This window comes from Marinobacterium sp. NO-S09, assembly GCF_059179545.1.
The window spans coordinates 4013172-4036749 of the sequence record NZ_CP168954.1 but is presented as its reverse complement, the minus strand read 5'-3'; the positions used below and the strand labels follow the sequence as shown (position 1 = coordinate 4036749).

16 protein-coding genes are annotated in these 23578 nt (G+C 54.1%); 14 read left to right on the top strand and 2 right to left on the bottom strand.

The features are described 5' to 3' along the window. Window positions 1–245: 245 nt before the first annotated feature. From O3C79_RS18615 to O3C79_RS18570, 10 genes are all read left to right on the top strand, one after another. On the top strand, window positions 246–1892 hold the full coding sequence (locus tag O3C79_RS18615; protein WP_494384297.1) for a fatty acid--CoA ligase: 1647 nt from the start codon (window positions 246–248) through the stop codon (window positions 1890–1892). A 194-nt stretch (window positions 1893–2086) separates the two neighbouring features. Further along, on the top strand, window positions 2087–3301 hold the full coding sequence (locus tag O3C79_RS18610) for an ABC transporter substrate-binding protein (RefSeq protein ID WP_494385811.1): 1215 nt from the start codon (window positions 2087–2089) through the stop codon (window positions 3299–3301). 394 nt (window positions 3302–3695) lie between these two features. Continuing rightward, a complete protein-coding gene (locus O3C79_RS18605) occupies window positions 3696–5036 on the top strand; it encodes a tyrosine-type recombinase/integrase (RefSeq protein WP_494384296.1) in 1341 nt (446 codons plus the stop codon). A gap of 354 nt (window positions 5037–5390) precedes the next feature. Next, window positions 5391–6215, top strand: a complete 825-nt coding sequence (locus tag O3C79_RS18600; protein ID WP_494384295.1) for an alkaline phosphatase family protein — start codon at window positions 5391–5393, stop codon at window positions 6213–6215. Continuing rightward, window positions 6212–6898 carry an HAD family hydrolase gene (locus O3C79_RS18595; protein WP_494384294.1) on the top strand — a complete coding sequence of 229 codons (687 nt, stop codon included), beginning with the start codon at window positions 6212–6214 and terminating at the stop codon, window positions 6896–6898. Before O3C79_RS18600 ends, O3C79_RS18595 begins: the two co-directional genes overlap by 4 nt. A 17-nt stretch (window positions 6899–6915) precedes the next feature. Then, window positions 6916–8958 (top strand): ABC transporter substrate-binding protein, encoded by a 2043-nt coding sequence (locus O3C79_RS18590; RefSeq protein ID WP_494384293.1) that lies wholly within the window; start codon window positions 6916–6918, stop codon window positions 8956–8958. A gap of 49 nt (window positions 8959–9007) precedes the next feature. After that, window positions 9008–10198: an ABC transporter permease gene (locus O3C79_RS18585; RefSeq protein ID WP_494384292.1), complete on the top strand. Its 1191-nt coding sequence runs from the start codon at window positions 9008–9010 to the stop codon at window positions 10196–10198. Window position 10199: 1 nt separating this feature from the next. Next, the gene (locus O3C79_RS18580) at window positions 10200–11441 is read left to right on the top strand and encodes an ABC transporter permease (protein WP_494384291.1); all 1242 of its coding nucleotides are present in this window, start codon (window positions 10200–10202) and stop codon (window positions 11439–11441) included. Continuing rightward, window positions 11438–13135 carry a dipeptide ABC transporter ATP-binding protein gene (locus tag O3C79_RS18575; protein ID WP_010325222.1) on the top strand — a complete coding sequence of 566 codons (1698 nt, stop codon included), beginning with the start codon at window positions 11438–11440 and terminating at the stop codon, window positions 13133–13135. The genes O3C79_RS18580 and O3C79_RS18575 overlap by 4 nt, the downstream gene beginning before the upstream one ends. A gap of 7 nt (window positions 13136–13142) precedes the next feature. Then, a complete protein-coding gene (locus O3C79_RS18570; RefSeq protein ID WP_494384290.1) occupies window positions 13143–14033 on the top strand; it encodes a LysR family transcriptional regulator in 891 nt (296 codons plus the stop codon). Window positions 14034–14298: 265 nt separating this feature from the next. Here the strand turns inward: O3C79_RS18570 and O3C79_RS18565 are convergent, their stop codons facing one another. After that, entirely contained in the window at window positions 14299–15624 is a 1326-nt protein-coding gene (locus O3C79_RS18565; RefSeq protein ID WP_010325224.1) for a M20 family metallopeptidase, read from the bottom strand. Window position 15625: 1 nt separating this feature from the next. After that, complete coding sequence (locus O3C79_RS18560) at window positions 15626–16894, bottom strand: amidase (RefSeq protein WP_494384289.1); 1269 nt, start codon at window positions 16892–16894, stop codon at window positions 15626–15628. Between the two features lie 331 nt (window positions 16895–17225). On the opposite strand from O3C79_RS18560, the gene O3C79_RS18555 reads away from it, so the two are divergent. Genes O3C79_RS18555 through O3C79_RS18540 form a run of 4 tightly spaced genes read left to right on the top strand, consistent with a single transcriptional unit; the run spans window position 17226 to window position 23516 of the window. After that, window positions 17226–18284, top strand: coding sequence for a WD40/YVTN/BNR-like repeat-containing protein (locus O3C79_RS18555; RefSeq protein ID WP_010325226.1), 1059 nt, complete (start codon window positions 17226–17228; stop codon window positions 18282–18284). A gap of 36 nt (window positions 18285–18320) precedes the next feature. Then, window positions 18321–20705: an efflux RND transporter permease subunit gene (locus O3C79_RS18550; RefSeq protein ID WP_010325227.1), complete on the top strand. Its 2385-nt coding sequence runs from the start codon at window positions 18321–18323 to the stop codon at window positions 20703–20705. Further along, a complete protein-coding gene (locus tag O3C79_RS18545; protein ID WP_494384288.1) occupies window positions 20686–22236 on the top strand; it encodes a DUF1302 family protein in 1551 nt (516 codons plus the stop codon). The genes O3C79_RS18550 and O3C79_RS18545 overlap by 20 nt, the downstream gene beginning before the upstream one ends. A gap of 14 nt (window positions 22237–22250) precedes the next feature. After that, entirely contained in the window at window positions 22251–23516 is a 1266-nt protein-coding gene (locus O3C79_RS18540; protein ID WP_494384287.1) for a DUF1329 domain-containing protein, read from the top strand. Window positions 23517–23578: the final 62 nt, after the last annotated feature.

The window sequence follows — 23578 nt, the reverse complement described above, 5'->3', positions numbered from 1 at the left end:
TCGTCTACCCTTGTTACCATGTATTGCTATTCCTGTAGTTGACCCCCGCCCATCGTCTAGTTCGAGGTGAGCGGTATCCGCTCATGATTTTGAAAGGAAATGAGCGCTACCCGCGCATCGGCTCGTTTTTTAAAGCCTGTTCTTGAGTTATTTTCAATAAAATCAATATATTACGGTTTTTTTCGTGTTTGGCATCGGCCTTGCTTTATGCACCTCATAACTCCAATAAAAACATGAGGTAAATCATGAAAAAAACAAAGCTGCTGCCCTCCGCAGAGAACGCCTACCAATATCCTCTGTTGATCAAAAATTTACTGCTGTCGGGTAAGCGTTATTCACCCGAAAATGAAATCGTCTATAGCGATATTTGCCGCTACAACTACCTTACACTTAATGAACGCATCGCTCGTTTGGCAAATGCTCTGACAAAAGCAGGAGTGGGGGCCGGCGACACCGTGGCAGTCATGGATTGGGACAGCCATCGCTACCTGGAAGCCTATTTTGCTGTACCCATGATTGGCGCGGTTTTACATCATGTGAATATTCGTCTGAGCCCTGATCAGATCATCTACACCATGAATCACGCCGAAGATGACATTCTGCTGGTTCACGATGATTTTTTGCCGCTGGTTGAACAGGTTTCATCTCAACTGAAAACCGTTCGTGGCTATGTACAGCTGACAGACTCTCCAAATGCGGCTGCTACCAGTCTGAATGCGATTGGCGAATACGAGTCCATGCTGGCCGAAGCGGATACCGAGTATGACTTTCCGGATTTTGATGAAAACTCGGTCGCAACCACTTTTTACACCACAGGTACTACCGGTAATCCGAAAGGGGTGTATTTCAGTCATCGCCAATTAGTACTGCACACGTTGGGTATCGCGATCACATTGGGTAGCTCTGATGCAAATGGGCTGTTGCGAAGTGACGATGTCTACATGCCTATGACGCCGATGTTCCATGTCCATGCCTGGGGTGTGCCTTATATTGCCACCATGCTTGGGGTCAAACAGGTCTATCCGGGACGTTATGAACCCAACCGCCTGGTTCAGTTGTTTCGTGAGGAAGGCGTGACATTCTCCCATGGTGTCCCGACCGTTCTGCAAATGGTGCTTAATTGCGATGAAGCCAAGACCACAGATCTTTCGGGCTGGAATATGCTCACCGGTGGCTCAGCACCTACCCAGGCTTTGTCAGCTCAGATGGCTGAACGTGGCATCAATTTCGTGACCGCCTATGGAATGTCCGAAACTTGTCCGGTTATCACCATGGTCAACCTGACCGATGAAGAACGCGCACGGCCGATGGCCGATCAAAGCGCTGCCCGAATCCTTGCCGGTGTGCCTACTCCATTGGTCGATATTCGTATTGTGGATGCCGAAGGCAATGATGTTCCTCACGATGGGGACGCCGTTGGTGAAGTAGTTGCCCGCGCACCCTGGTTGACCCAGGGGTATCTGAAAGAACCGGAGAAAAGCGCAGAACTGTGGGAAGGCGGCTGGTTGCACACCGGAGATGTCGGATCGATCAACAGTAAAAACACTCTTCAGATAAAGGATCGGATCAAGGACGTGATCAAGACTGGTGGAGAGTGGATTTCTACGATTGAGCTGGAAAATCTTATAAGCAAACACCCGGCCGTGTTAGAGGTTGCCGTTGTTGGGGTTCCTGATGAAAGATGGGATGAGCGACCTGTTGCTACTATCGTACTCAGGGATGGTAGCGAAGCGGACTCGGATGATATCAAATCCCATCTTAAACAATTTGTGGAAAATGGTGAGATCGCGAAGTGGGCCATCCCTGAGCGGATAGAGTTCACTGTTTCAATCCCCAAAACAAGTGTCGGGAAAATTAACAAGAAGCGTATTCGCAGTGAACTTGTTTTATAAAGCTTGCGCTAGCTCGTTCTAATAATTTTTTGAAGTTGAAAATTATTTTTTTAAGTTTCCCTCTGCCTATCCTTTCTTTACTTTTTAAAGGTTTGGGCGGAGGGGAATACTTAAAAAATTTAGGTTTTGACTCGGATAACCTTTGCATCAACGAAGTACACCCTGAAATAAAAAAAATAATTTTGGAGAACAAAATGAAGCTGATGTTTAAAACAGTCGCAGCCACGGCTTTAGTCACTTCAGCAGGCCTGGCTCAGGCCAGCATATCTGACGACAAGGTGAAAATTGGCGTGTTGGGTGATATGGGAGGTGTCTATTCAGACATCACCGGCCAAGGTAGTGTCGAAGCGGTACAAATGGCAGTTGAAGACTTTGGTGGCACAGTACTGGGTAATCCCATCGAAGTCGTTAGTGCCGACACCCAGCTCAAGCCGGATGTGGGGTCCACTATTGCCCGGGAGTGGATCGAAAACGAACAGGTAGATGTTATTAATGGAGCTGTATCCAGTGCCGTAACAGGGGCTGTGACTAAAGTAATGAGTGAAGCAGGCAAAATAACTTTGATTGCTGCTCCGGCCAGCCATGCCTTCACAACGAAGGAGTGTTCTCCATACAACGCTCACTGGACCTACGATGTTGTCTCGCTTGCGAACGGTACCGTTAAGCCGATGGTAGCCGGAGGGAAAGTGAAATGGTTTTTCATCACGGCTGACTATGCTTTTGGCCATGCGTTGGAATCAGTTGCTACCGGTGTGATCAAGGAAAATGGAGGAGAAGTGGTTGGTGGCGTAAGAGCGCCTCTGGCAACCACTGATTTTTCTTCCTACATACTGCAGGCCCAATCCTCTGGCGCAGATGTTATTGCATTGGCCAATACAGGTAATGACATGGTGAATGCGCTCAAGACGGCATCTGAGTTTGGTATTACTGAAATGGTTGATGTAGCTGGTTTGCTTGTATTTACGCCAAATGCCCAGGCCTTGGATCCTGCGATTGCAGGAGGTATGAGGCTGACAACAGGTTTCTATTGGGATATGGATGATCAAACTCGCGAATGGTCTAAACGATACATGGCGCGGATGAATGGCAAGATTCCCTCTATGGCGCAGGCCGGTGCTTATTCCTCGACGATGCATTATCTAAAAGCTGTTCAAGCAGCTGGTACAGATGAGTCTGATGCTGTTATGGCCAAAATGAAGGAAACACCGGTCGAAGATTTCTTTTCTCGCAACGGCTATCTGCGGATGGATGGCCGCATGGTGCATGACATGCTGCAGGTTCGTATTAAAGATGCTGACGAGAGAAGCGGAGAGAATGATATTTTTGAGATCGAAAAAGTCATTAAGGGTGAAGACGCCTTTATGAAGTTGGAAGATGGTGGCTGTGAATTCGCAATGAGTCAGAAGTAACTTTTGAGGGGGTAGGCTAGCTTGCCCCCTATCCGTATCACATTAATGCGGAATGAGAAAGCAGCTGTTAAAACAAGCCTAGTACAGATCTGATAGTTGGTAAGCCAAGTGAAGGGGGAGGAGCGTTGCCAGCTGTGAGTGAGGGCTTATTTTGGAAAATAATGGCGCCCCAGGCAGGACTCTAACCTGCGACCTGCCCCTTAGGAGTGTAATTTTGGCCTATTTCAGGGGGTTCCATAAGGTCCCGTATTGTTCTTTTAATGTTTTATAAATCAGTTAGTTATAGATTTTATCTGTTTCATGGAGTCCCATCAGATTCCGCTCTATACTGGGTAAAACCTTGGTGCGCAGCTTGGTGCACTTTTGGGTGAAATCGAGGGGGTAGGGAACTGGTATGGTTGATGCAAAAGCAATCACAACTTCGAAGCAGATTGCTGCGTTAAAGCTTCAAGAGGGGCGGAGTGTCCAACGGTTCCGCGTCCATACCTCTATGGGCAGTGGACTCTTCGTTGAGTTGCGTAAGGGGCGCACTCAAAAAGTCTGGTTGTATCGATTTTCGATTGCCAGTAAGGCCGCGGATTACCGCATGGGAGAGTTTCCTGCCATTAGCCTCAAGCAGGCACGTGAGCTTCATGCAGAAGCGGTACAGTTGGTTAGAAAAGGGATCGATCCCCGGACATACCGTGCAGCAGAAGTGGCAAAAAACACTCAGGCCTGGACCATGAAAGAAGCTTTCGAACGCTGGATGAGTCACTACCAGGCGAACCCTACACGCACAGGTCGGTTACCCACTGATAAAACCATCAAACAGCGCCAGAGGCGTTGGAAACTGCACCTTGAAAAACAGCTTGCTTCAATGCGCGTGCAGGATGTCACCAGAGCAAAGCTGATCGAGGTCTTGAGTGACGCTGCGACTAAGGCCAGGGAAGAGGCACGTCAGTGCCTGATCATGCTCAAAGGTATACTGGCGTATGCAGAAGACCTAGAGCAGATTGAAGAGAGCCCGGCAGCCAGTATCACCCCTGCAAAAATTAAAGCCCGTCCTTCACCGCCAAGAGAGCGCTATTTATCGCTAGATGAATTAACAGAAGTGCTGCTGGCGCTTAATGATCCTAATGGCCGCACCAGCATGACTGTTCGGAACGTAATGCGGATGTTGATTGCAACAGGTGCTCGCCGAAGCGAAGTTTCCAAAATGCAGTGGGATGAAGTTGATATGCATGCGGGCCTGTGGACGTTACCCGCGCAACGAACCAAAACCCGTCAGGAGCGCCGCATCTCTCTGTCTACCTATAGTCTGGGCATCCTTAAGCAACAGCAGCAATTGAGCCACTCCGAGTTCGTTTTTGAATCTCCAGACCTACCAGGGCAACCTATAGGTACAGACACCCCCACTCAGTCCTTGAACAGGCTCCAGGGCCGTAAGCAAAAAGAGCGAGATGCATCGGCACCGCTGGGGCTGATGGAGCTTTTTTCCATTCATGATCTTCGGCGTACGGCGACGACAGCATGGTCTGAGCACTTGGGAGCCGACAAACTTCTGGCTGATGTGATGATTGGGCATGCAGAACCAAAACTAATTGCGACTTATAACAGGGCGGATCGCTGGCCGCTACAAGTGCGCATTTGGGAGCGCTGGGGGGAATTATTGACTTCACTTACCGCGACCACGGAAAGCGATTTGGAATCGCCTGGCTCAGATAACGTGGTCTACGTTCAATTTGGGAAATCCTGATACTCCCCACACCAGCAAAGTGCTGGTGTGGGGAGTACTATCTTTTTGCCTACTACCGTCTGAGCTGCACATCTATTAAGACAACTGGGAACGGTAATTTTTCTCTCAAGCGACTGGTTGTGACCGTATCACCTCCGTACTCTGTCTATCAGAAACCGTCATTTATTTTCCGGACTTGCATGCAAAATTATTTTTTTGTGACGAGATATAGTCGGGATTTATATTTATAAGCTTCGCTTCAATACGTTCATAAAGGTATCTTTTTACTGTAATGGTTTGATCATCCTGTATCCCTAGCATTTAGATCCGAACTCAAGCACACGCCGGCAAAGGCTGGTATCGGATGGATGCAGTATGCGTGCGAAACACCCCGTAATCCTGATCATTATTGATGGCCTGGCAGCCGAAACAGCCCGTGACTGTATGGGCTACATGCAGGCCTTGTGTGATAGTGGGCAGGCAACCCGCTATGCACTTGACTGTGCCTTGCCGTCTCTCTCGCGCCCCCTGTATGAAACGCTGCTGACTGGCGCTACGCCGATTGAAAGTGGTGTTACCCATAACCGGGTCGTTCGGCTTTCCAATCAGAGCAGTGTGTTCAGTCTGGCGAGCAAAGCCGGCTTGAGAACGGCTGCTGCTGCCTATCACTGGTTCAGTGAACTTTATAACCGTGCGCCCTATGTGGCAGAGCGTGATCGCTTTACCGAAGACCCGGAGCTGCCGATTCAGCATGGGTGTTTCTATCACTTGGATCATTACCCCGATGAACACTTGATGCTGGATGCCGACTGGTTGTTGCGCCGTCACCAGCCGGATTTCATGTTGGTGCATCCGATGAATGTGGACGATGCCGGGCATCGTGCCGGGTACGACAGCAGCCACTACCGCAATACCGCGCGTCGCATGGATGGCTTGCTGTCGCACCACCTGCCTGAGTGGCTGGCAGCAGGCTATCAGGTGCTGGTGACGGCAGATCACGGCATGAACAACGACCGCAGCCATGGCGGGACACTGGCGGTGGAGCGTCAGGTGCCCCTGTGGGTGGCAGGTGATGCATTTGCACAGGCTGCCGCTGCGCAACCACAACAAACCGAAATCTGCGGCCTGGTGTGTGAATTGCTGGGGGTGGAAGGGCATGCCAAGGCTGTGCCCGCCGGGATGTTGAGGGTAAGGGCATGAAGCTGGCCATCTTTGATCTGGATGAAACCCTGGTCGATGGTGATACCGCTTCCCTGTTCTGTGCCTATCTAGTGGAGCAGGGGTTAGCCTGTCCCGAGCTGCTGGCGCAGGAGGCCGAGCTGATGCAGGCATATGCCCGCGGTACGCTGGATATGGCTGCCTACATCCGCGTGATGACCGCTCCGGTGCGCCACCTGTCTGCCGAGTCACTGCAGCAGCAGGTCGATGACTTTGTTTGCAATCGAGTGTTGCCCCGGCATTTTCCACAGGCCCGGGAACGGCTGGATGCCCACCGCCGTGCCGGTGACTGCTGCATCATCATTTCCGCGACGGCCGATTTTATCGTGCATCGCGTTGCTACCGCGCTGGGCGTGCCCCATGCACTCGCAATCGACCTTTCACGCACACCCGACGGGCGGCTCGATGGCGGGATTCTCGGTACGCCCAGCTTCCGTGAAGGCAAGGTTCATCGCCTTAAGAACTGGTTGCAGGGGCAGTCCCTTGCGATCAGCGAAACCCTTTTTTATAGCGATTCACGCAACGATTTGCCGCTGCTGGAGCACTGTGACAAGCCGCATGTGGTCAACCCTGACCCTGAATTGAGCCGGTTGGCCCGTATCCGTGGCTGGCCGATTTTGCACTGGATGCGTGGCCCGCACACGCCACTTCAAATGACTCCATAACCAAGAGAGCACCTGTGATGAGCAAGCGTTTACTGACCCTGAGCCTCGCTGCACTGACCTCCGTTCCGGCCTGGGCCAACTGTCCGGCTATAACCGGACCCGATGCCGGCGGCGAGTTTCCGCATCTGTATGAGCGTAGTGCTTACGAGCAGCTCAACAACTGCACCCTGAGCTTCAAGGCCAACCCGGGTATTGCTGCACTGAACCAGCGCATCTCGGGTAATCCTGAACTGCCGCCGTTGGCACAGCGGCTAACGAAGGAGCCGCTGGTGATTGCACCCTACGGCAAGATCGGCCAGTACGGTGGGGTACTGGACGGTATCTCCAAGGCGACGGAGTCTGGCACCTCAGACCTGCTTTCTGTGCGTCATGTCAACCTGCTGCGTTTCAGCGATGACTTGAGCACCATCGTGCCCAACGTCGCCAAAAGCTGGGAGTGGAACGCTGGTTTCACCGAATTGACCCTGACACTGCGTGAAGGTCATAAATGGTCCGATGGTGAGCCGTTCACGGCTGAGGATATTGCCTTCTGGTACAACCACCTGATCATGGATCCGAAAGTCACGGCCAAGCCGAAGGACCGTTTCCTGTCCGAAGGCAAGCCGATGACCGTGGAAGCGCTCAGTCCGACCCAAGTACGCTTCACACTGAATGCGCCGCGCCCCGGTCTGACCGCCATGTTTGCCAATGACTATGCGCAGCCGTTTCAGCCCAAACATTTGCTGGGCCGTTTCCACCCGGCGATCAATTCGGAAGCCGATGCACTGGCACAGTCACTGGGTTTTGAAGATGGCTATGCGGCGCTGACATTTTATTACGGTCAGTCCGATTGGAAAGATATTCCAACACCACTGTTGAAAGACAAGGACGCGGTCAAACGCTTGCAGGGTGCCGGCCTTCCAGCCGTTGCGCCCACGCTTGAATCGCACATCGTTATAGAAGACACCCTGGAAGGGCGACGTCTGGTGGCCAACCCCTATTTCTTCCAGGTTGATACCGCCGGTCAGCAGCTGCCTTACATCAACGAGATCAGCGAAGTCTATATCGGTGATGAAGATATTCAGACCGCCAAGATGATCGCCGGTGAGGTGGACTACAAGGCTCAGGCGGTGAACCTGCCGTCTGCGCCGGTGCTGCTGGAAAACCGTCAGCAGGGCAACTATGAGATTGCACTGCGCCCGACCATCGGGTTGTCGACCATCGCATTCAACCTGACTGATAAGGACGCCGAAAAGCGTGCGCTGTTCAACAAGGTCGAGTTCCGTCAGGCGATGTCGCTGGGCATCGACCGCGAGCGTATCAACGAAGTCGCGTACTTCGGTCTGGGCAAGCCGATGCAGTACACCGCCTTTGACCCGGATACGGCTCCTTTTGTTACCGATACACAGAAAAATGCCTTCATCGAATACAACCCGGAACAGGCCAAGAGTCTGCTGGACGCCACCGGCCTGACAGACCGTGACGGTGATGGCTGGCGGGATCTGCCGTCTGGCGAACGCCTGGATCTGGATATTCGTTACGCTACTCAGGGTATTGCCACCAAGGTGGTGGAAATCATCAGTGCCAACTGGCGTGATCTGGGTGTGCGCACGTCGATGAAAGAGGTGACCTCTGACGAATACCGAAATTCACAGACCGCCAATGATCTGAGCGTTCTGACCTGGACCATGGGGCGTCCGCAGTCGGTCGTTGCCAGCGATTCCTCCTGGTTGATTCCGCCCTATGGCACCTTCTTCGACCTGCGTACGGGCATGGAGTGGGCACGCTATCTGCAGACCGAGGGGGCCGAAGGCAGTCAGCCACCGCAGTCGGTGATGGATATGCTGCCATTGGCAGAGGCGTTCACCCAGAAGGCTCTGGGGTCGGATGAGTCGGCTGAAATTGGCCGTAAGATTGCCCAGCTGACCGTCGATGACCTGTTCATCATCGGTACAGCCAAGGCGGTGGCACCGGTCTACTTCAGTAAGAAGCTGAAAAATTTTGAGGTGCCCAAAACCTCCTCTTACGACTATTACCGCATGTATCCCTACCTGCCGACGCAGTGGTACCTGGAAGACTGATATGACCGCCCCTGCTTCGGCCGGGGCGCTGTCTTGAGCGGAAAAAACCATGCTAGCATTTTTGTCTGATACTTGGCTGCTGTGGCTGTTATTGGCCACGGCAGCGTTGCTCTGGTCGCGCAGTCGACGCAGCCAACTGTTTCACTACATTTTCAACCGTTACCTGCTTGCCCTGGGCACGTTGTTGCTGGTGAGTGCCATCGTGTTCAGTCTAATGGAAGTACTTCCGGGTGATTGTGCCGAAAAGATGATCGCCTACAAAAACACCCAGGGTGAGGTGATTACCGAGGCTCAGCTGGCGGCCGAACGTGCTCGTATGGGTCTGGACAAGCCGCTGCCGGTACGCTGGGCGAATTGGGTGTTTGATCTGGGCACCAAGGGAGACCTGGGCTTCAGCTGCTCCAAGCGTCAGTCCGTGAATGCGGCACTGGGGGATCGGTTTTGGCTCAGCTTCGGATTCTGTATTGCCGGCCTGATATTCGCCTACCTGATTGCTGTGCCGTTCGGCATCGTATCGGCCTGGTCATTGAACAAGCCCTGGCTTGACCGCAAGGCTCATCACAGCCCACTGCGCCGTGTACGCAATAGCCTGGGGCTGATACTGGCAAAGCTGGTTGACCTTCAGCTGCGACTGATCAGCTATCTGGGGCTGGCGTTGCCCAACTTCCTGCTCGCGCTGAGCATTATCCTGCTCTATGTCTTTGCCGGTGAACCCACGCCGACCGGCCTGTTCTCGGATGCCTGGCGGAGTGAACCCTGGTTTGCCGAGACCGGTTTTCAGTGGGGCAAGTTGCAGGACTTTCTGGGCCACATCTGGTTGCCGATTCTGGTGATTGGCTGGGCGGCCACAGCGCTCCAGCTTCAGACCGTTCGCGCCCTGGTAGTGGATGAGTCCAACAAGCTGTATGTGGAAGCCGCGCGCGCAAGGGGCATCGACGGCATGCGTCTCTGGACGCGTTATCCGGTACGCCACTCTATCAGCCCACTGTTCAACTCGGTGGGATTTGACTATCAGAGGATCTTCAACGATCTGCCGATTGTGGCGGTGGTGATCGGGTTGACCGATGCGGCTGCACTGCTGATCGAAGCCCTGGCCATGACCAACGATCAGGAGCTGGCGGCCGGTATTTTGTTTCTGGTGGCACTGGTGGTGATCAGCATGAACTTTATCACCGATGTGGTACTGGCCGTGGTAGATCCTCGGGTGCGCAACAGCGTGATGAATGGGGGAGGACATTGAAATGGCCGGATTGATCGCCCGCTGGCGTGGCCAGCGCACTGCATTCAAGGCTGAGGAGTCATATTACACGGCCGGGCAATTGGCATTGATCAAGACCCGTTTTCTGCGCAATACCACAGGTGTAGTGGCTGGAGGGCTGCTGGGCTTACTGGTTTTGATGGGCTTTTTTGCGCCTTTCTTTTCGCCCAATGCGCCCGGAATCGAGGGGGCGAATCCGGACTATCGCCGCGGTGCACCACAGAGCATTCAGTTCTGCGATGCCAGCGGCTGCTCCATGCGCCCGTTTACCTATACCTATGTAAAGGAGGTACCCAAGCTGGACTTGAGCAGCCTGGCAGGGGGCGACTTGAATGCGCTGGATGCGCTGACTTCCGGTGACAGCCTGAGTGCATCCAGCCAGAACCGCTTTATCGAGCAGACGGACCAGCGTCGGTACCTGCAGTTCTGGGTACAAGGCTGGGAATACAGCCTGTTCAAGGTTGAATGGCTGGGCATCGATATTCGCTCTAACCGGCACCTGTTCGGTGTTGATCAGGGACAGATCCACCTGTTTGGTACCGATGAGGACGGCAAGGATGTGTTCAGTCGAACGCTGCATGCCATCTGGGTCACTATCAGCATTGCGCTGGTGGCGCTGGCGGTGAAACTGTTCGTGTCGTTGTTGGTCGGGGGTATCAGTGGTTATTGCGGCGGCAAGGTCGATGCGGTGCTGATGTCGATCACGGAAGCCGTGCGCGTGATCCCGCCCATTCCGGTGTATCTGGCCTGTGCGGTGGCCCTGTCACAGATTGACCTGACGCCGGTACAGCGCTACTTCGCCATTGCCGTGGTGATCGGTGCGCTGGATTTCGCCGCACTGGGCCGCCGTTTGCGCACCCATATTCTGACCGAACGTAACCAGGACTATGTGCTGGCGGCCCGGCTATCCGGTGCCAGCAGCAGCCGTATTATCTGGCGCCATCTGGTGCCCAGCTTTTCTAGCTACATCATCGTGGATACCCTGATCAACTTCCCCTACGTGATCCTGGCAGAAACCAGCCTGAGCTTTCTAGGGCTAGGGCTGACCGAACCGGTCAATAGTCTGGGAGTGCTGCTGCAGAAAGCGCAGGATCCGGATATCCAACAAAACATGGTGTGGCAGTTTGCACCGGTGGGCGTGTTTGTACTGTTGATTATGGCGTTTGTGTTTGTCGGTGATGCGTTGCGTGATGCGGCAGACCCCTATTCGGAGCGAAAACGATGAGTAGCAATCAATTGATGTCTGAGCCGCTGCTGGATATACGGGACCTGTGTATTGACTTCCATACCCCAGAAGGGCCCCAGCGGGCCGTGGATCATCTGAACCTGAGTGTTCAGCCGGGCGAAGTAATGGGGTTAGTAGGGGAAAGCGGATCCGGCAAGTCCATTACCGCCAAGAGCATCATGCGCATGCTGCCCGGCAATGCGGATATTGCTGCGCACAGCCGTATTCATTTTTACGATGGACAGCGGAAAGTCGATGTAATGGGGCTGCACGGTCGGGATCTGCGACTGGTGCGTGGAGGGCAGGTATCCATGATTTTTCAGGAACCCATGGCCAGCTTTGCCCCTGCGATCCGGGTGGGGGAACAGATTACCGAAACGATTCAGCTACATACGGGCGCGGACTATGCAAGTGCAAGGCGGCAGGGGATTGAACTGTTCGAGCGAGTGGGGATTCGAGAGCCGGCGCGCCGATTTGATCAGTATGTGTTTGAACTCTCGGGCGGCATGCGCCAGCGTGCCATGATTGCGATGGCTCTCTCCACGCAGCCCCGCCTGTTGATTGCCGATGAGCCGACCACGGCACTCGATGTGACCGTGCAGGCGCAAGTGCTGGAATTGATGCTGGAATTGCGAGAGCAGTTCGGCATGGCCATGCTGTTCATCACCCATGATCTTGGGGTGATTTCCCGCATCGCTGATAACCTGACGGTGATGAAAAAAGGGCAGACTGTGGAAGCGGGCAGCACCGACCGGGTACTGTTCGCGCCCCGGCATGTCTACACGCGTCGCCTGCTGGATGCGCTCCCCCACCTTGAGCAACTGCCACAGCCACCTGTCACAACGCCAGAACCTCTGGTGAGTGTGCGTGACCTATCGATAACCTATCCCGCAAGCGGGCCGGGGCAGGCACCCTTTCAGGCGGTCCCGAACATGAACCTGGACCTGCCGGCCGGGCAAATCATTGGCCTGGTAGGGGAAAGTGGCTCCGGCAAGACCTCCCTGGGCAAGGCATTGCTGGGCGCGGCGCCGATTTCGGCCGGCAGCGTGGAATATCGCCTTGATACTCCGTTACAACTGAAGGCGGGGCAAAAAGTAAAGCGCAAGCGGTTGGCCCAGGTAGCTCAGCTGGTGTTTCAGGATCCGTACAGCTCGCTCAATCCGCGCATGACTATCCGGGATATTATCGCCGAGCCTTTACAGGCGCTGGGGCTGTGTCGCAACCGTGAGGAGATAGACCGTCGTGTACTTGAAGTGTCCAGGCGTTGTCATATAGAAGTGAGCCATCTGCGCCGTTTCCCACACGCCTTTTCAGGAGGTCAGCGTCAGCGCATCAGTATTGCAAGGGCGTTGGTGGCCAACCCTAGGTTTTTGGTAGCAGACGAAGCTGTAGCGGCGTTGGACGTATCGATCCAGGCTGAGATCCTAAAGCTTCTCAAGGAGCTGCGTGATGAGATGGGCCTGACCATCCTGTTTATTTCCCATGATCTCAGTGTGGTCGCCAACCTCTGTGATCATGTCTGCGTAATGCAGCACGGCAGGCTGGTGGAGCAGGGTAGCGTGCGCCAGATTTTCCTGCAGCCACGACAGCCCTATACTCAGGCCCTGATTGCGGCTATTCCGACCCTGAAGCGTCCAGAAAATGGACTACTTGAAGACACCGCACCGCTTGATTCCGTGGTAGCGCATGGCTGAGTCAAATTTGTCGTTGCCGGAAATACGTACCTTTAATGCCGTGGTTTTAGAGGGAACTTTCACTCGTGCGGCCCAGCGCCTGTCGGTTAGCCAACCGGCAGTAACGGCACAGATGCGCAAGCTTGAATCGCGCTTTGAGGGCCCCTTATTGGAACGCGTTGGGAATGGCACGCGGTTGACCGAGCTGGGCCAGCGGCTGTACCGACTCACGGCCCAATTTTCAGAGCTGGATCAAGGCGTCCAGGCGCTGATCAATCCGGGCAAAGGCTCACGTCTTGAAGAAATTCGCATAGCAACGGCTTCGCCACTGGTTTTCATGCCGTTGATTGCTCGTTTTGCTCAGTCTTACCCGGAGGTTGCATTAAACCTGCACACGGCGACTACAGATGAATGTCATCAGGTACTGGCAAACAGAGAGGTGGATGTCGGCCTCTTTCCCATGCACTGGGAGGACCGTCGTTTGTCGAGGCTGGCGTATCGGGATCATGACCTGATCACCATTGTGCCCCTTAACCACCCGCTTGCCGGGTTGCAGTCTCTCTCTCTGCATCAGCTTGAGGGCGAATCGCTTATTTTTTCGCGCCGTTACTCCTACACCCAGCAGCTGCTGGATAGTTTGGTGCAACAGGCGGGCTTGGCCCTTAACTCGACTATTCTTATCGACTCGCGTACCGATATTTGTGAGGCAGTCGCACATGATTTGGGAATCGGTTTTGCCTTTCGCGGTGATATTCCGGCGCAGGGGCCTTATGCCGTGGTGCCGATTCGGGAAGCATCCGCAGCCGTGACAGAACATGTAGTGTGGCTAAAAGCACGTTCGGATCTACCGGAGGTGCGCTGCTTTGTTGATTTGACTATGCAAATACTTGGGGAGTCACCATCGTCTTGTTTCAAATAATCTAGATCAAGAATATTGACAGGTGCCATCTTGTGCCTTAGTTGGAGCATGGTCCTTAAGTACTTGTTGTCATATTCATTACATTGTTCATTCCGTTTTACTGGGGAAGGCTGCTTTGATTTTGAGGAAGTTTGGCGACTACAAGTGCACCTTCTTCTCTGCCTGTCCATCTATTCTTCCCACTGAGACGCGAAGAACCAAAAAAAGGGGGCTAAAAACACCCCCTAAGCTCCCAACAACTGCATGGATAAATGCTGATGATTCTTTATTCTAAACCTACGTCCTGCCTGGCTCTGGAACAGCAGTCGATGATGGAATAGATAATGTTCTCAATTGGCTTGACCAGATCCTGGATATTGCTGACCCCCATGCCCCCCAGTCCGTCAGCAAACTCTTCGGGTACGCTGGCATCACCGATCCAAGGGTAGCCAACACGTACAAGTGGAATCCCCAGTTTGTTGATCATGGCGGCATCAGTCTGACCGCTCAGCATGGGGGCTCCCGGATAGGGTTTTCCTTCTTGGTGTTCCCAGGCCGCGTGAGCCGACTGCACGATCCAGTGGTCCGGTGCCGTGGCCGATCCCGGGCAGGAACCGTACATGTCCCAGTCCGCTTCAATGTCGGGATGGCGCCTCAAAATTTCGGCCATCAGCTGATCGAATTCGTGACGGATGCCGGCCATGGTCTGGTTTGGGTTGGTGCGCACATCGATAAAGATCTCGGTGGTCGCTGCCGGGAAGGCGGGACGTTCCGGCCATCCTGAGCGTACCGAGGCGATCCAGCCTTCCGGTGCGATTTGATCCGAACTATGGCGAGTAGGAAATTCAGCCAGCCAATGCTCGATCTCATTGATCACCGTAGTGGCCGGGATGATCGAGCTGCGGAAGCCGGGGGTGCCTCGAGGAATACCGGCGTAACCGAGTGATCCCTTGACCGACACCTTGAACCAGCACATGCCTGGGTGTTCGTGGTAAATCTCGTACCAGGGCTTCATGATGATGCCGAAATCGGCGGTGACACCATGAGTGAGCATATGGGTGACCCCGGACGAAAGGCCGTAATTGTTACGTTCAGGAACATAAAGTGGCATACCACCACCGGCAAATGCCAGAGTGACTTTACCCTTCAACTCGACACCAGCATCGATAACAGCGTTCACTGCTTCGGTGAGAGACGACACCATGGCCTTGGGGTTGGAGGCGCCCAGCCCGATGACCAGATCATCCCTCAGAATGGCTTCGGGCTTCATGTCATCTCGCAGTCGATCGCCAACCATCGGCAGGTCCGCTTCATTGCCTTCAAGGTGGGTGTCGATCGGGGCATAGAGCAGCAGGTTTGGTCCTGTACCGTCTCCGCACAACTCACCAATGGCGTTGCCGCTGGCGTCGTTGACCGCTTGGTAGCGAGCTTTGAGACCGATACTTTCCATGTGTGCCGTCATGAATTCACTGGCTTCCTGCTCTGCCCCAGTGGGGCTGTGGATATTAACCAGGTCGGCATTCAGGCGTCGTAACCGCTCTGTATCGATATGTTTGCAGGCAGCTTCAAACCAGGCCTGCTGCTGAGGGTCAAACGCGTGCGTGTTGTTCATCTCAGTCTCCTGTCGCGAGGGTGTTGAGCCGATCGGCCATGTCGATCAGGGCATGATCCTGTCCAAAAGCACTGACCAGCTGGACTCCCAGTGGCAGGTTTTGAGCCGTTCTGGCGATGGGGTAGGTCAGTGACGGGTTGCCCAGGAAGGTCCAGATACGCTGCAGGATGGGATCGCCGGTGCGTTCGATACCGGCAGGGGCCACACCCAGTGCAGCAGGTGTCAAGATCAGGTCGTGAGCGTCGAAAATACGCTCGAGACGATAGCGGCAGCGGGCAGCCAGATTACGGGCGGCGGCTTCCTGCTCAGGTGTCACGGCCAGGCCTTCTTCAATGAGCTCGATCGTGAAGGTACCCAGCGATGCCCGGTGATGCTGATATTCCTCATGCAGTGCCCGCGAGGCTTCAACTGCCATGATCTCACGCTGTGCATCGGCTAGTTCGGTGAACATAACAGGCAGTTCATATTCGACACAGGCGATACCCTTCTCCTTCAGTGCCCTGACATGGCTTTCGAAGGCCTCCTGCATTTCCCTGTCGATCTGGTTCCAATAGGCCGTTCTGCAGACTGCGACGACGGGGGTTTCAGGGCCATTGGCAATCTGCAGATGCGGTGCCAGTGCCGTCAGCAGCAGGCGCTGGTCGGCAATGGTGCGTGAGAATAGACCCAGGGTGTCGAGGGAGCCTGCAAGAGTATGGGTACCTTTATAAGGCAGGGTGCCGAAGCTGGGCTTGAGGCCGACGATACCGTTGAAGCTGGCGGGCCTGATCATGGAGCCGGCTGTCTGGGTGCCTAGAGCGAAGGGAACATGCTGGTCGGCCACTGCGGCGGCCGAGCCGCTGGAGGAGCCGCCCGGAGTATGTGACAGGTTGTTGGGATTGCGCGTAGGCCCGGGCGTGAAGTAGGCAAATTCGGTGGTCACGGTTTTGCCCAGAATTACAGCACCGGCTTTTTTCAGCAGGGAAACGATCTCGGCATCTTGCGACGGAAAGTGGCCGGCATAACGCTCATTGCCATAGGCGGTCGGCATGTCGGCAGTATCGATGATGTCCTTGATGCCGACGGGGATGCCGTGCAGAGGAGAGCGGCGTTCTTCACGATCCCTTTGTCTGGCCTGATCCAGTGCTCGCTCCGGATCAATGAAAGCCCAGGCATGGGTCTCCGACTCACGCTTGCGAATCTGCTCCAGGCAGCGGCCTGTTAACGCTTCACTACTCATCTTGCCTGATGCCAGGGCTACAGATGCTTGTCCAACAGAGAGGTTTTTCATTATTTTTACCGATACTTTCTATTGAAATTCAATTGGTATGTATCGATGATTAATTAATAATTACCGCAAGGTCAAGGCTTTTATGAGGGATCGTTCATGATGAAGAGCAAAAGCATGAGTGAGGATTTGTAGGTAACGTATTGATTTAAAAATATAATTTTAAAGTTTTCTTTTTCGTCCGCTGACATGAGTAGCCATCTAGTCCAACTATCCACCTCAATTCACGCCTGTAATTATTAATTAACAGTTGACATTCAATCTCTCTAAAGCCAATACTCGATTAAAAATCAATTGATATTCAATCGTTGTTTTCGGGTGGAGGGCAGCCGTAATGCTCAAGTTGTTATCTCGTCTCATAACTGCCGCGATGCCATGGGTGGTCATCGCGGCACTCCTCTATGTGGGGTTGTTCGTCAAGCCCAAACCTGTTGGTAAGACGGTCACACCCGCGGCCATTGAATCCCGTGATCGCTTCTATGGTGTTGCCGTGATCGATGACCGTGTGATCTGGGCGGTAGGGGCTGATGGCAAGGTCATCATCAGCCGGGATCAGGGCGAAATATGGGACGTGCAGACAACGCCTGTCTCGCTGCATTTGCAGGATATTGCGGCCTGGGATGAGTTGCACGCTGTCGTAGTGGGTAACGATGGCGTGGTGCTGCGTACCGAGGACGGAGGGAGCTCCTGGCAGCGAGTCGAGGCGCCGGTCAGTGATGTGGTTAATAAGCTGATGGACGTCAAGGTGTATCCCGGTGGTGAAGCCTGGGCGGTAGGGGCCTTCGGCATGATTCTCCGGAGTACCGATTACGGTCGCAGCTGGCAGCAGATGCGTGAGGCCGAGGATTTCATTCTGAACGAAGTGGTGCGGGTCAGCCTGGATGTGCTGGTTGCCGTGGGTGAGTTCGGTACGGTTCTGCGCTCGGATAATGGCGGCCGCAGCTGGCAATTTGCCGATACCGGCGCTGAGAACAGCCTAATGTCAGTTGCGTTCCGAGACGAGCGCAACGGTCTTGCCGTTGGGTTGGAGGGCATCATTTTGGCCACTCGCGATGCCGGTCGCAGCTGGGTGGCTGCCATGGATGACCTACAGGCCCCGCCAGCCATGACGGAGCCGGGTACCGCGCGCAGCGACTCCTGGGAGGACATGACCACCGAGCATATTTTCACCGTGCGCTGGGTCGAGGCCCTGGAACGCTGGGTTGGTGCTGGTGCGAAGGGTGTCTGGGTCACGGGTAACCGAGAGCTGGACCAGTGGGCTTCGGGGCGTCTTGCCGCACGCGAGATGGCTTGGCACACCGCGTTGGCTCCCTTTCAGCAGGGGGTGTTATTGGCGGGTCGGAACTTGGGTGTCTGGGCCGACCAGCAGTGGCGCGTGTTGAGTGACCGTTAATTATAAGAAGAAGGCTGGCTCCTACAGGAGAATTGTATGACCGAGAATTTCGCTAACTGGTTGATCCGGTTCAGGGTTTGGGTGGTCTCTCTGATCGCTCTGATAACCCTGGGATTTGGCTACGCCGCACAGGACATAGAGGTTAAAACCGTCTTTCAGGATCTGCTGCCCAGCGATCACGAATACGTCAAAACACATAACGCCTTCAAGGATACCTTCGGTGGCTCCAATCTGGTGACCATTATGGTGGAGGTCGAGGATGACGACATTTTTCAGCCTCGGGTTCTCAAGGTAGTGGACCACCTGACACGGGAGCTGCAGAAAGTGTCAGCGGTCAACCCCTTTCAGGTGGTCTCGATCGCGTCCAAGAAGCTGAAGGAGGTCAAGGCCTCGACCAGTGGCATCGAGACCCGTCCGATTATGTGGCCGGATCTGCCGCAGACGGAAGCGGAGCTGCAGGAGCTGGAAGAAAAGGTACTGCGTAACTCGCTGATCTATGGTCCGTATGTGTCAGCTGATCTATCTTCGACTCTTATCACCGTGGACTTTATTGATCGCCTACTCGATTACGAGACTGCTTTCAACGAAATTACCACATTGGTCAATAGCATAGACGAACCAGGCGTTGTGGTGCGTCTGGTTGGCGACCCCATCCTTTATGGTTGGGTCAACTACTATCTACCAGAAACCGTCAACCTGGTACTGATGGCACTATTGGCGGTTGTTGCTCTGCTGTTCATCCTCAACCGCACCTGGCGCGGTACTTTCCTGCCATTGCTGTCCGGCCTGGTCAGTGCGACTTGGGCGCTGGGCATTTCCAACCTGATTGGGATTCATTTCGATCCACTGGTCATCGTCATCGCTATGCTGATTACAGCACGCGCCATCTCGCATTCGGTTCAGATCATTACCCGCTACAACGAGGAAGTAGAGCAGATCGAGGCCGGTGGAGAGAGCTCGGGCGCGGCGGCCCTAACCACGCTTAAAGAGCTGTTGCGTCCTGGCATCCTGGGCATTGCGACTGATGCCTGCTGCGTAGCTGTAGTGGCATTAAGCCCGATTCCGCTGCTGCAGAAACTGGCTTTGCTGGCTGTCGTGTGGGTGGGCACAGTGGCGGTCAGCGCCATTATCCTGACGCCGGTGATGCTCTCCTGGGTGAAACATCCACGTGGTTATGCACATCCGTTCAACGTCGGTCGTCTGCTGCATTGGGTGCTCAATCTATGCCACCTAATTGTGGTCAGCAAGACCCGCTATGTGGTTGTGGTCTGGACCGCCATCGTGCTGATGGTTTGCGGCTACTACGCACTGTCCCTGAAAGTGGGTGATGCCAATCCGGGCTCACCGATCCTCTGGCCGGATTCGCAATACAACACCGACTCGGCCGCGATCAATGACAAGTTCCAGGGCGCTGACCGGATGTTTGTGGTCATCGGGGGCGATGAATCTGACTTGGTTAAGAAGCCTGAGATCCTCAACGCAATGCAGGATTTCCAGCGATTCATCGAGGTTCAGCCCGAGGTAGGCGGCACCCTGTCGATAGCGGATGTGTTGCCGGCGGTGAACCGCACCCTGCGTGAAGGCAATCCTCGCTATGAAGAGCTGGGTGAAACCCAGGATATCAATGGTGAGCTGCTCTACATGTTCGAGGCCGGCGCCGAACCTGGAGACATGGACCGTTATGTCGATACCGAACGTGCCAATGGCTCCGTAACCTTGTTTTTCCGTGACCGCCAGGGCGAAACCGTGCGCACGGCAGTATCCCGGATTAAGGAGTTCATCGCCAGCCACCCGCTGGAGGAGGGAGAGTTCAAACTTGCCGGTGGGCTTATTGGCGTGATTGCGGCAGTCAACGAAGTAATCTTGTCCGGTCAGCTGCAGTCGATTGCCCTGGCACTGCTGATTTTGGTGATTCTTTGTACCGTCGTATATCGCTCGTCGGTGGCTGGGATGTTCTTCATGGTACCAGTCGTTCTGTCCAACACCGTCACCTTCAGCTTCATGGCCTACATGGGTATTGGCATGAACATCAATACGGTACCGGTTGCGGCTCTGGGCATCGGTCTGGGCGTCGACTATGCGCTCTATATCTGTGACAGGATCAAGCAGGAATTGAATGCCGGTGCCGGTGATCTGGAAGCGATCGAGCGTGCGCTTCACAGTGCCGGTAAGGGCGTGATCGTGACTGCTTTTGTACTGATCGTTTCAGTGTTGCTGGTGTACCAGAGCTCACTGAAATTTCAGGCAGAGATGGGGCTATTGGTCGCGCTGTGGCTGACCGTATCCGCCTTCACTGCACTTTTCGTGATGCCTGCACTGGCTCACATCTTTAAACCGTCCTTCATCTATGGCGATCGCAAGATCTCGTCCTCTACAACAGAAGAAAAAATCGAGGTGGTCAATGAAAAAGCAGCGGCATAATCCACTGGCCTTGACACTGGCGGCACTTGCCGTGAGTGCGGCCATGCAACCGGCCCAGGCGGTCGAGCTGGGTCCGGTCAGAATCGACGGCTTTATCCGTCAACATATGTCTTGGAACTTGGATGATCCCATTACAGCAGCTGGCCCGGCTGGTGCCAGTGGCGACATGTCTATGAACCGTACCACGCTTCAGCTGGAGTGGGTCGCGGACTTGCCCCGGGATATTGCCTTTGTGGGGGTTGCCCGAGCCAACTGGGAACAGCGATTGGGTTACTTGAAAGACCTGGAAGACCTGGGTGCTTATGGTAATGAAGGCGTAGGCGATTACTACGACGATGCTGATATTCGGGAAGCTTACCTAGATATCCCCATTGGGGATCGGACTCTGCTCAAACTTGGCAAGCAGCAGGTTGCTTGGGGCGAAACGGACTTCTTCCAGGCCATGGATATGGTGCATGGTTTTGATTATACCTGGCGCTCCTTTTTGGAGCCGGCCAACGCCGATCTGCGCAAGCCTTTGATCATGGCTAACGCCATCATCGATGTGCCGGAAGCCGACGGCTCCTTGCAACTGCTGTTCCGACCCGGTTGGGATGATGAGGAAGACATCGGTAATAGCTATGACATTGAAGGCGGTCGCTGGGCGTCAAACCCCTGGAAAGGGGTGCATTTCCCCACAGTTGATCCCTACAACTATGAGCATAGTGAAGGGGATATGGATGATCCCACCTATGGCATCCGTTGGAACGGTATGTGGGATGATCTGGGTTATTCATTTGCGTATTTGAAAACCTTTAACCCCGATCCGGTGATGAATGCCAACCCGTCATTCGGCGGTCGGGCTTATAAGGCGGAATACGGTAGTGATCAAGCTAGCACCATCGGTGAAGTGATTTATCCGATGATCGATATGCTTGGCTTCACCCTGAACGGCTATTCCAGCACTGGTGACTTTGTCTGGAGTACCGAGTTCGCGTACATCAAGGACGCACCCTTCAACTATGGAGGTTTAGGTGAAGGTGCGGCTGCGTGTAATTCCCTTGAGCACGGTTTCTGTGGCATCGAAGAAAAAGACGTTCTGCGCTCTATGGTCCGTGTCGACAAGAACCTAGGGTTTGCTCAGTCCTTGCTTGGGGCAGAAAAACCGGCGTTCTTCAGTATGCAGCTTTTTGATACTTGGATCATGGACTTCGATAAGAGCGATCGTTTGAAAGTCCTCGTCGGCCAGCCAGAGCTTCGCAAGGAGCACTCCACTCTGCTGACCACCATCTTTGGCCTCTCTTACATGAATGGTCGCCTGACACCGGAACTGGTAGCCGGCTTCGACTTGACCTATGGCGGCGGTTTTGCTGTTCCGAGTCTTACCTACACCATTGGTAACCACTGGAAAGTGAAGGGTGAGCTCGACCTGTTCTGGTCGGACGGAACGCGTAAAAACGGTGCCCCGGTGGCCAGCAACACGGATTCCAGCCTGTTCGGTTGGTTCGAAGACAACAATCAGTTTGCTATGACTGTGACCTATCAGTTCTGATATCGAGGTGAATCATGAATTATAAAAAAGCCTTTTTTCCCTCCTTCCTTACGCTTGCCTGCACCCTCGCTAGCGCCCCCCTGATTGCGGAAGTGCAGCCGGGAACGGTCCTATCATCGTCCAATATCGACCAGCTGTATGACGACACTTTCGAGGGTCACAAAATCAAGGACCTTTTGACCGAGAAAGTCGAATGGCGTATCCGCGAAAATGGTTTTGAAATGAAATTAGTGCCCTCCCAGTCGGTCACGCTGGGAAAGGACTGGGTCGCACGTTCCCAGCAAAATGTGGGCAAGGTCACTATTAATGAAGAGAAGGGCCGGATCGATGGCTGGGTGGGGGGAGCTCCTTTCCCGAATATCGATATGAGTGACCCGGAAGCGGCCAAAAAAGTGATCTGGAACTGGTATTACGGTAACCCACGCGGTGACGTAATGAACGTGCCAAACGTCGCTTATGTGTTGATTGATGGTGATAGCGGGATTGAACGAGTTCAGAACTGGAAGTTCGTGCGTTATACGATGAAAGGCCGGCTGACTGGGGAGCAAGTCGAAGGTGATGGAAGTGAACTTAGCCGTACCATCTTCGTTGCCACTGGGCCCCGAGATATCAAGGGACTGGGCACCTACACCGTACGCAAAGATAACGAAGAGGTGGAGGATGTTTGGGCCTATATCCGTGCTGTACGTCGTACCCGTCGCCTATCTGGTGGTGCTTGGATGGACCCGGTCGGTGGGACTGATCAGCTGCAGGATGATATCGAAGTCTTCAATGCTAACCCGACTTGGTACAAGGAATATAGGATGCTGGGCAAACGTCACATCTTGACGGCTGCTCATGGCGTTAATAGCGCCTGGAATCCAGACGGTGGCAATGATGCGGAGTCCTTCCCGACACTGGATCTGTCAAAGGCGCCCTACTGGAACTTCAACCAAGACCGCTACGAACCGCGTGAAGTGTATGTAATTGAGGCGATTCCGCCGGAAGAGCACCCGTACAGCAAAAAGGTGCTTTATATCGATACCGAGTATCCACGTATCCATATGGGTGAGGCCTACGATAAAAAAGGTGACTTCTGGAAAATGTTCCAGTTTCACTCCTATCCCAATGTGGCTGAAGACGGCAGTGTCGATGTGCGGACTACCTCCGGCGCCACCATCGATTTCAAGCGAAACCACGCTACCGTGTTCTTCCCGGATACCAATACTTGGAGCACTAACACACCAGGGCTTGAGGCTGATGATGTGAGTCTTTCCGTGTTGCGGGCAACCGCTCGTTAAGTCGTAACACCTGTAGGTCCCTACCCCTTCGGGGACCTGCAGCCTTTTTAGGAATCCTGAAC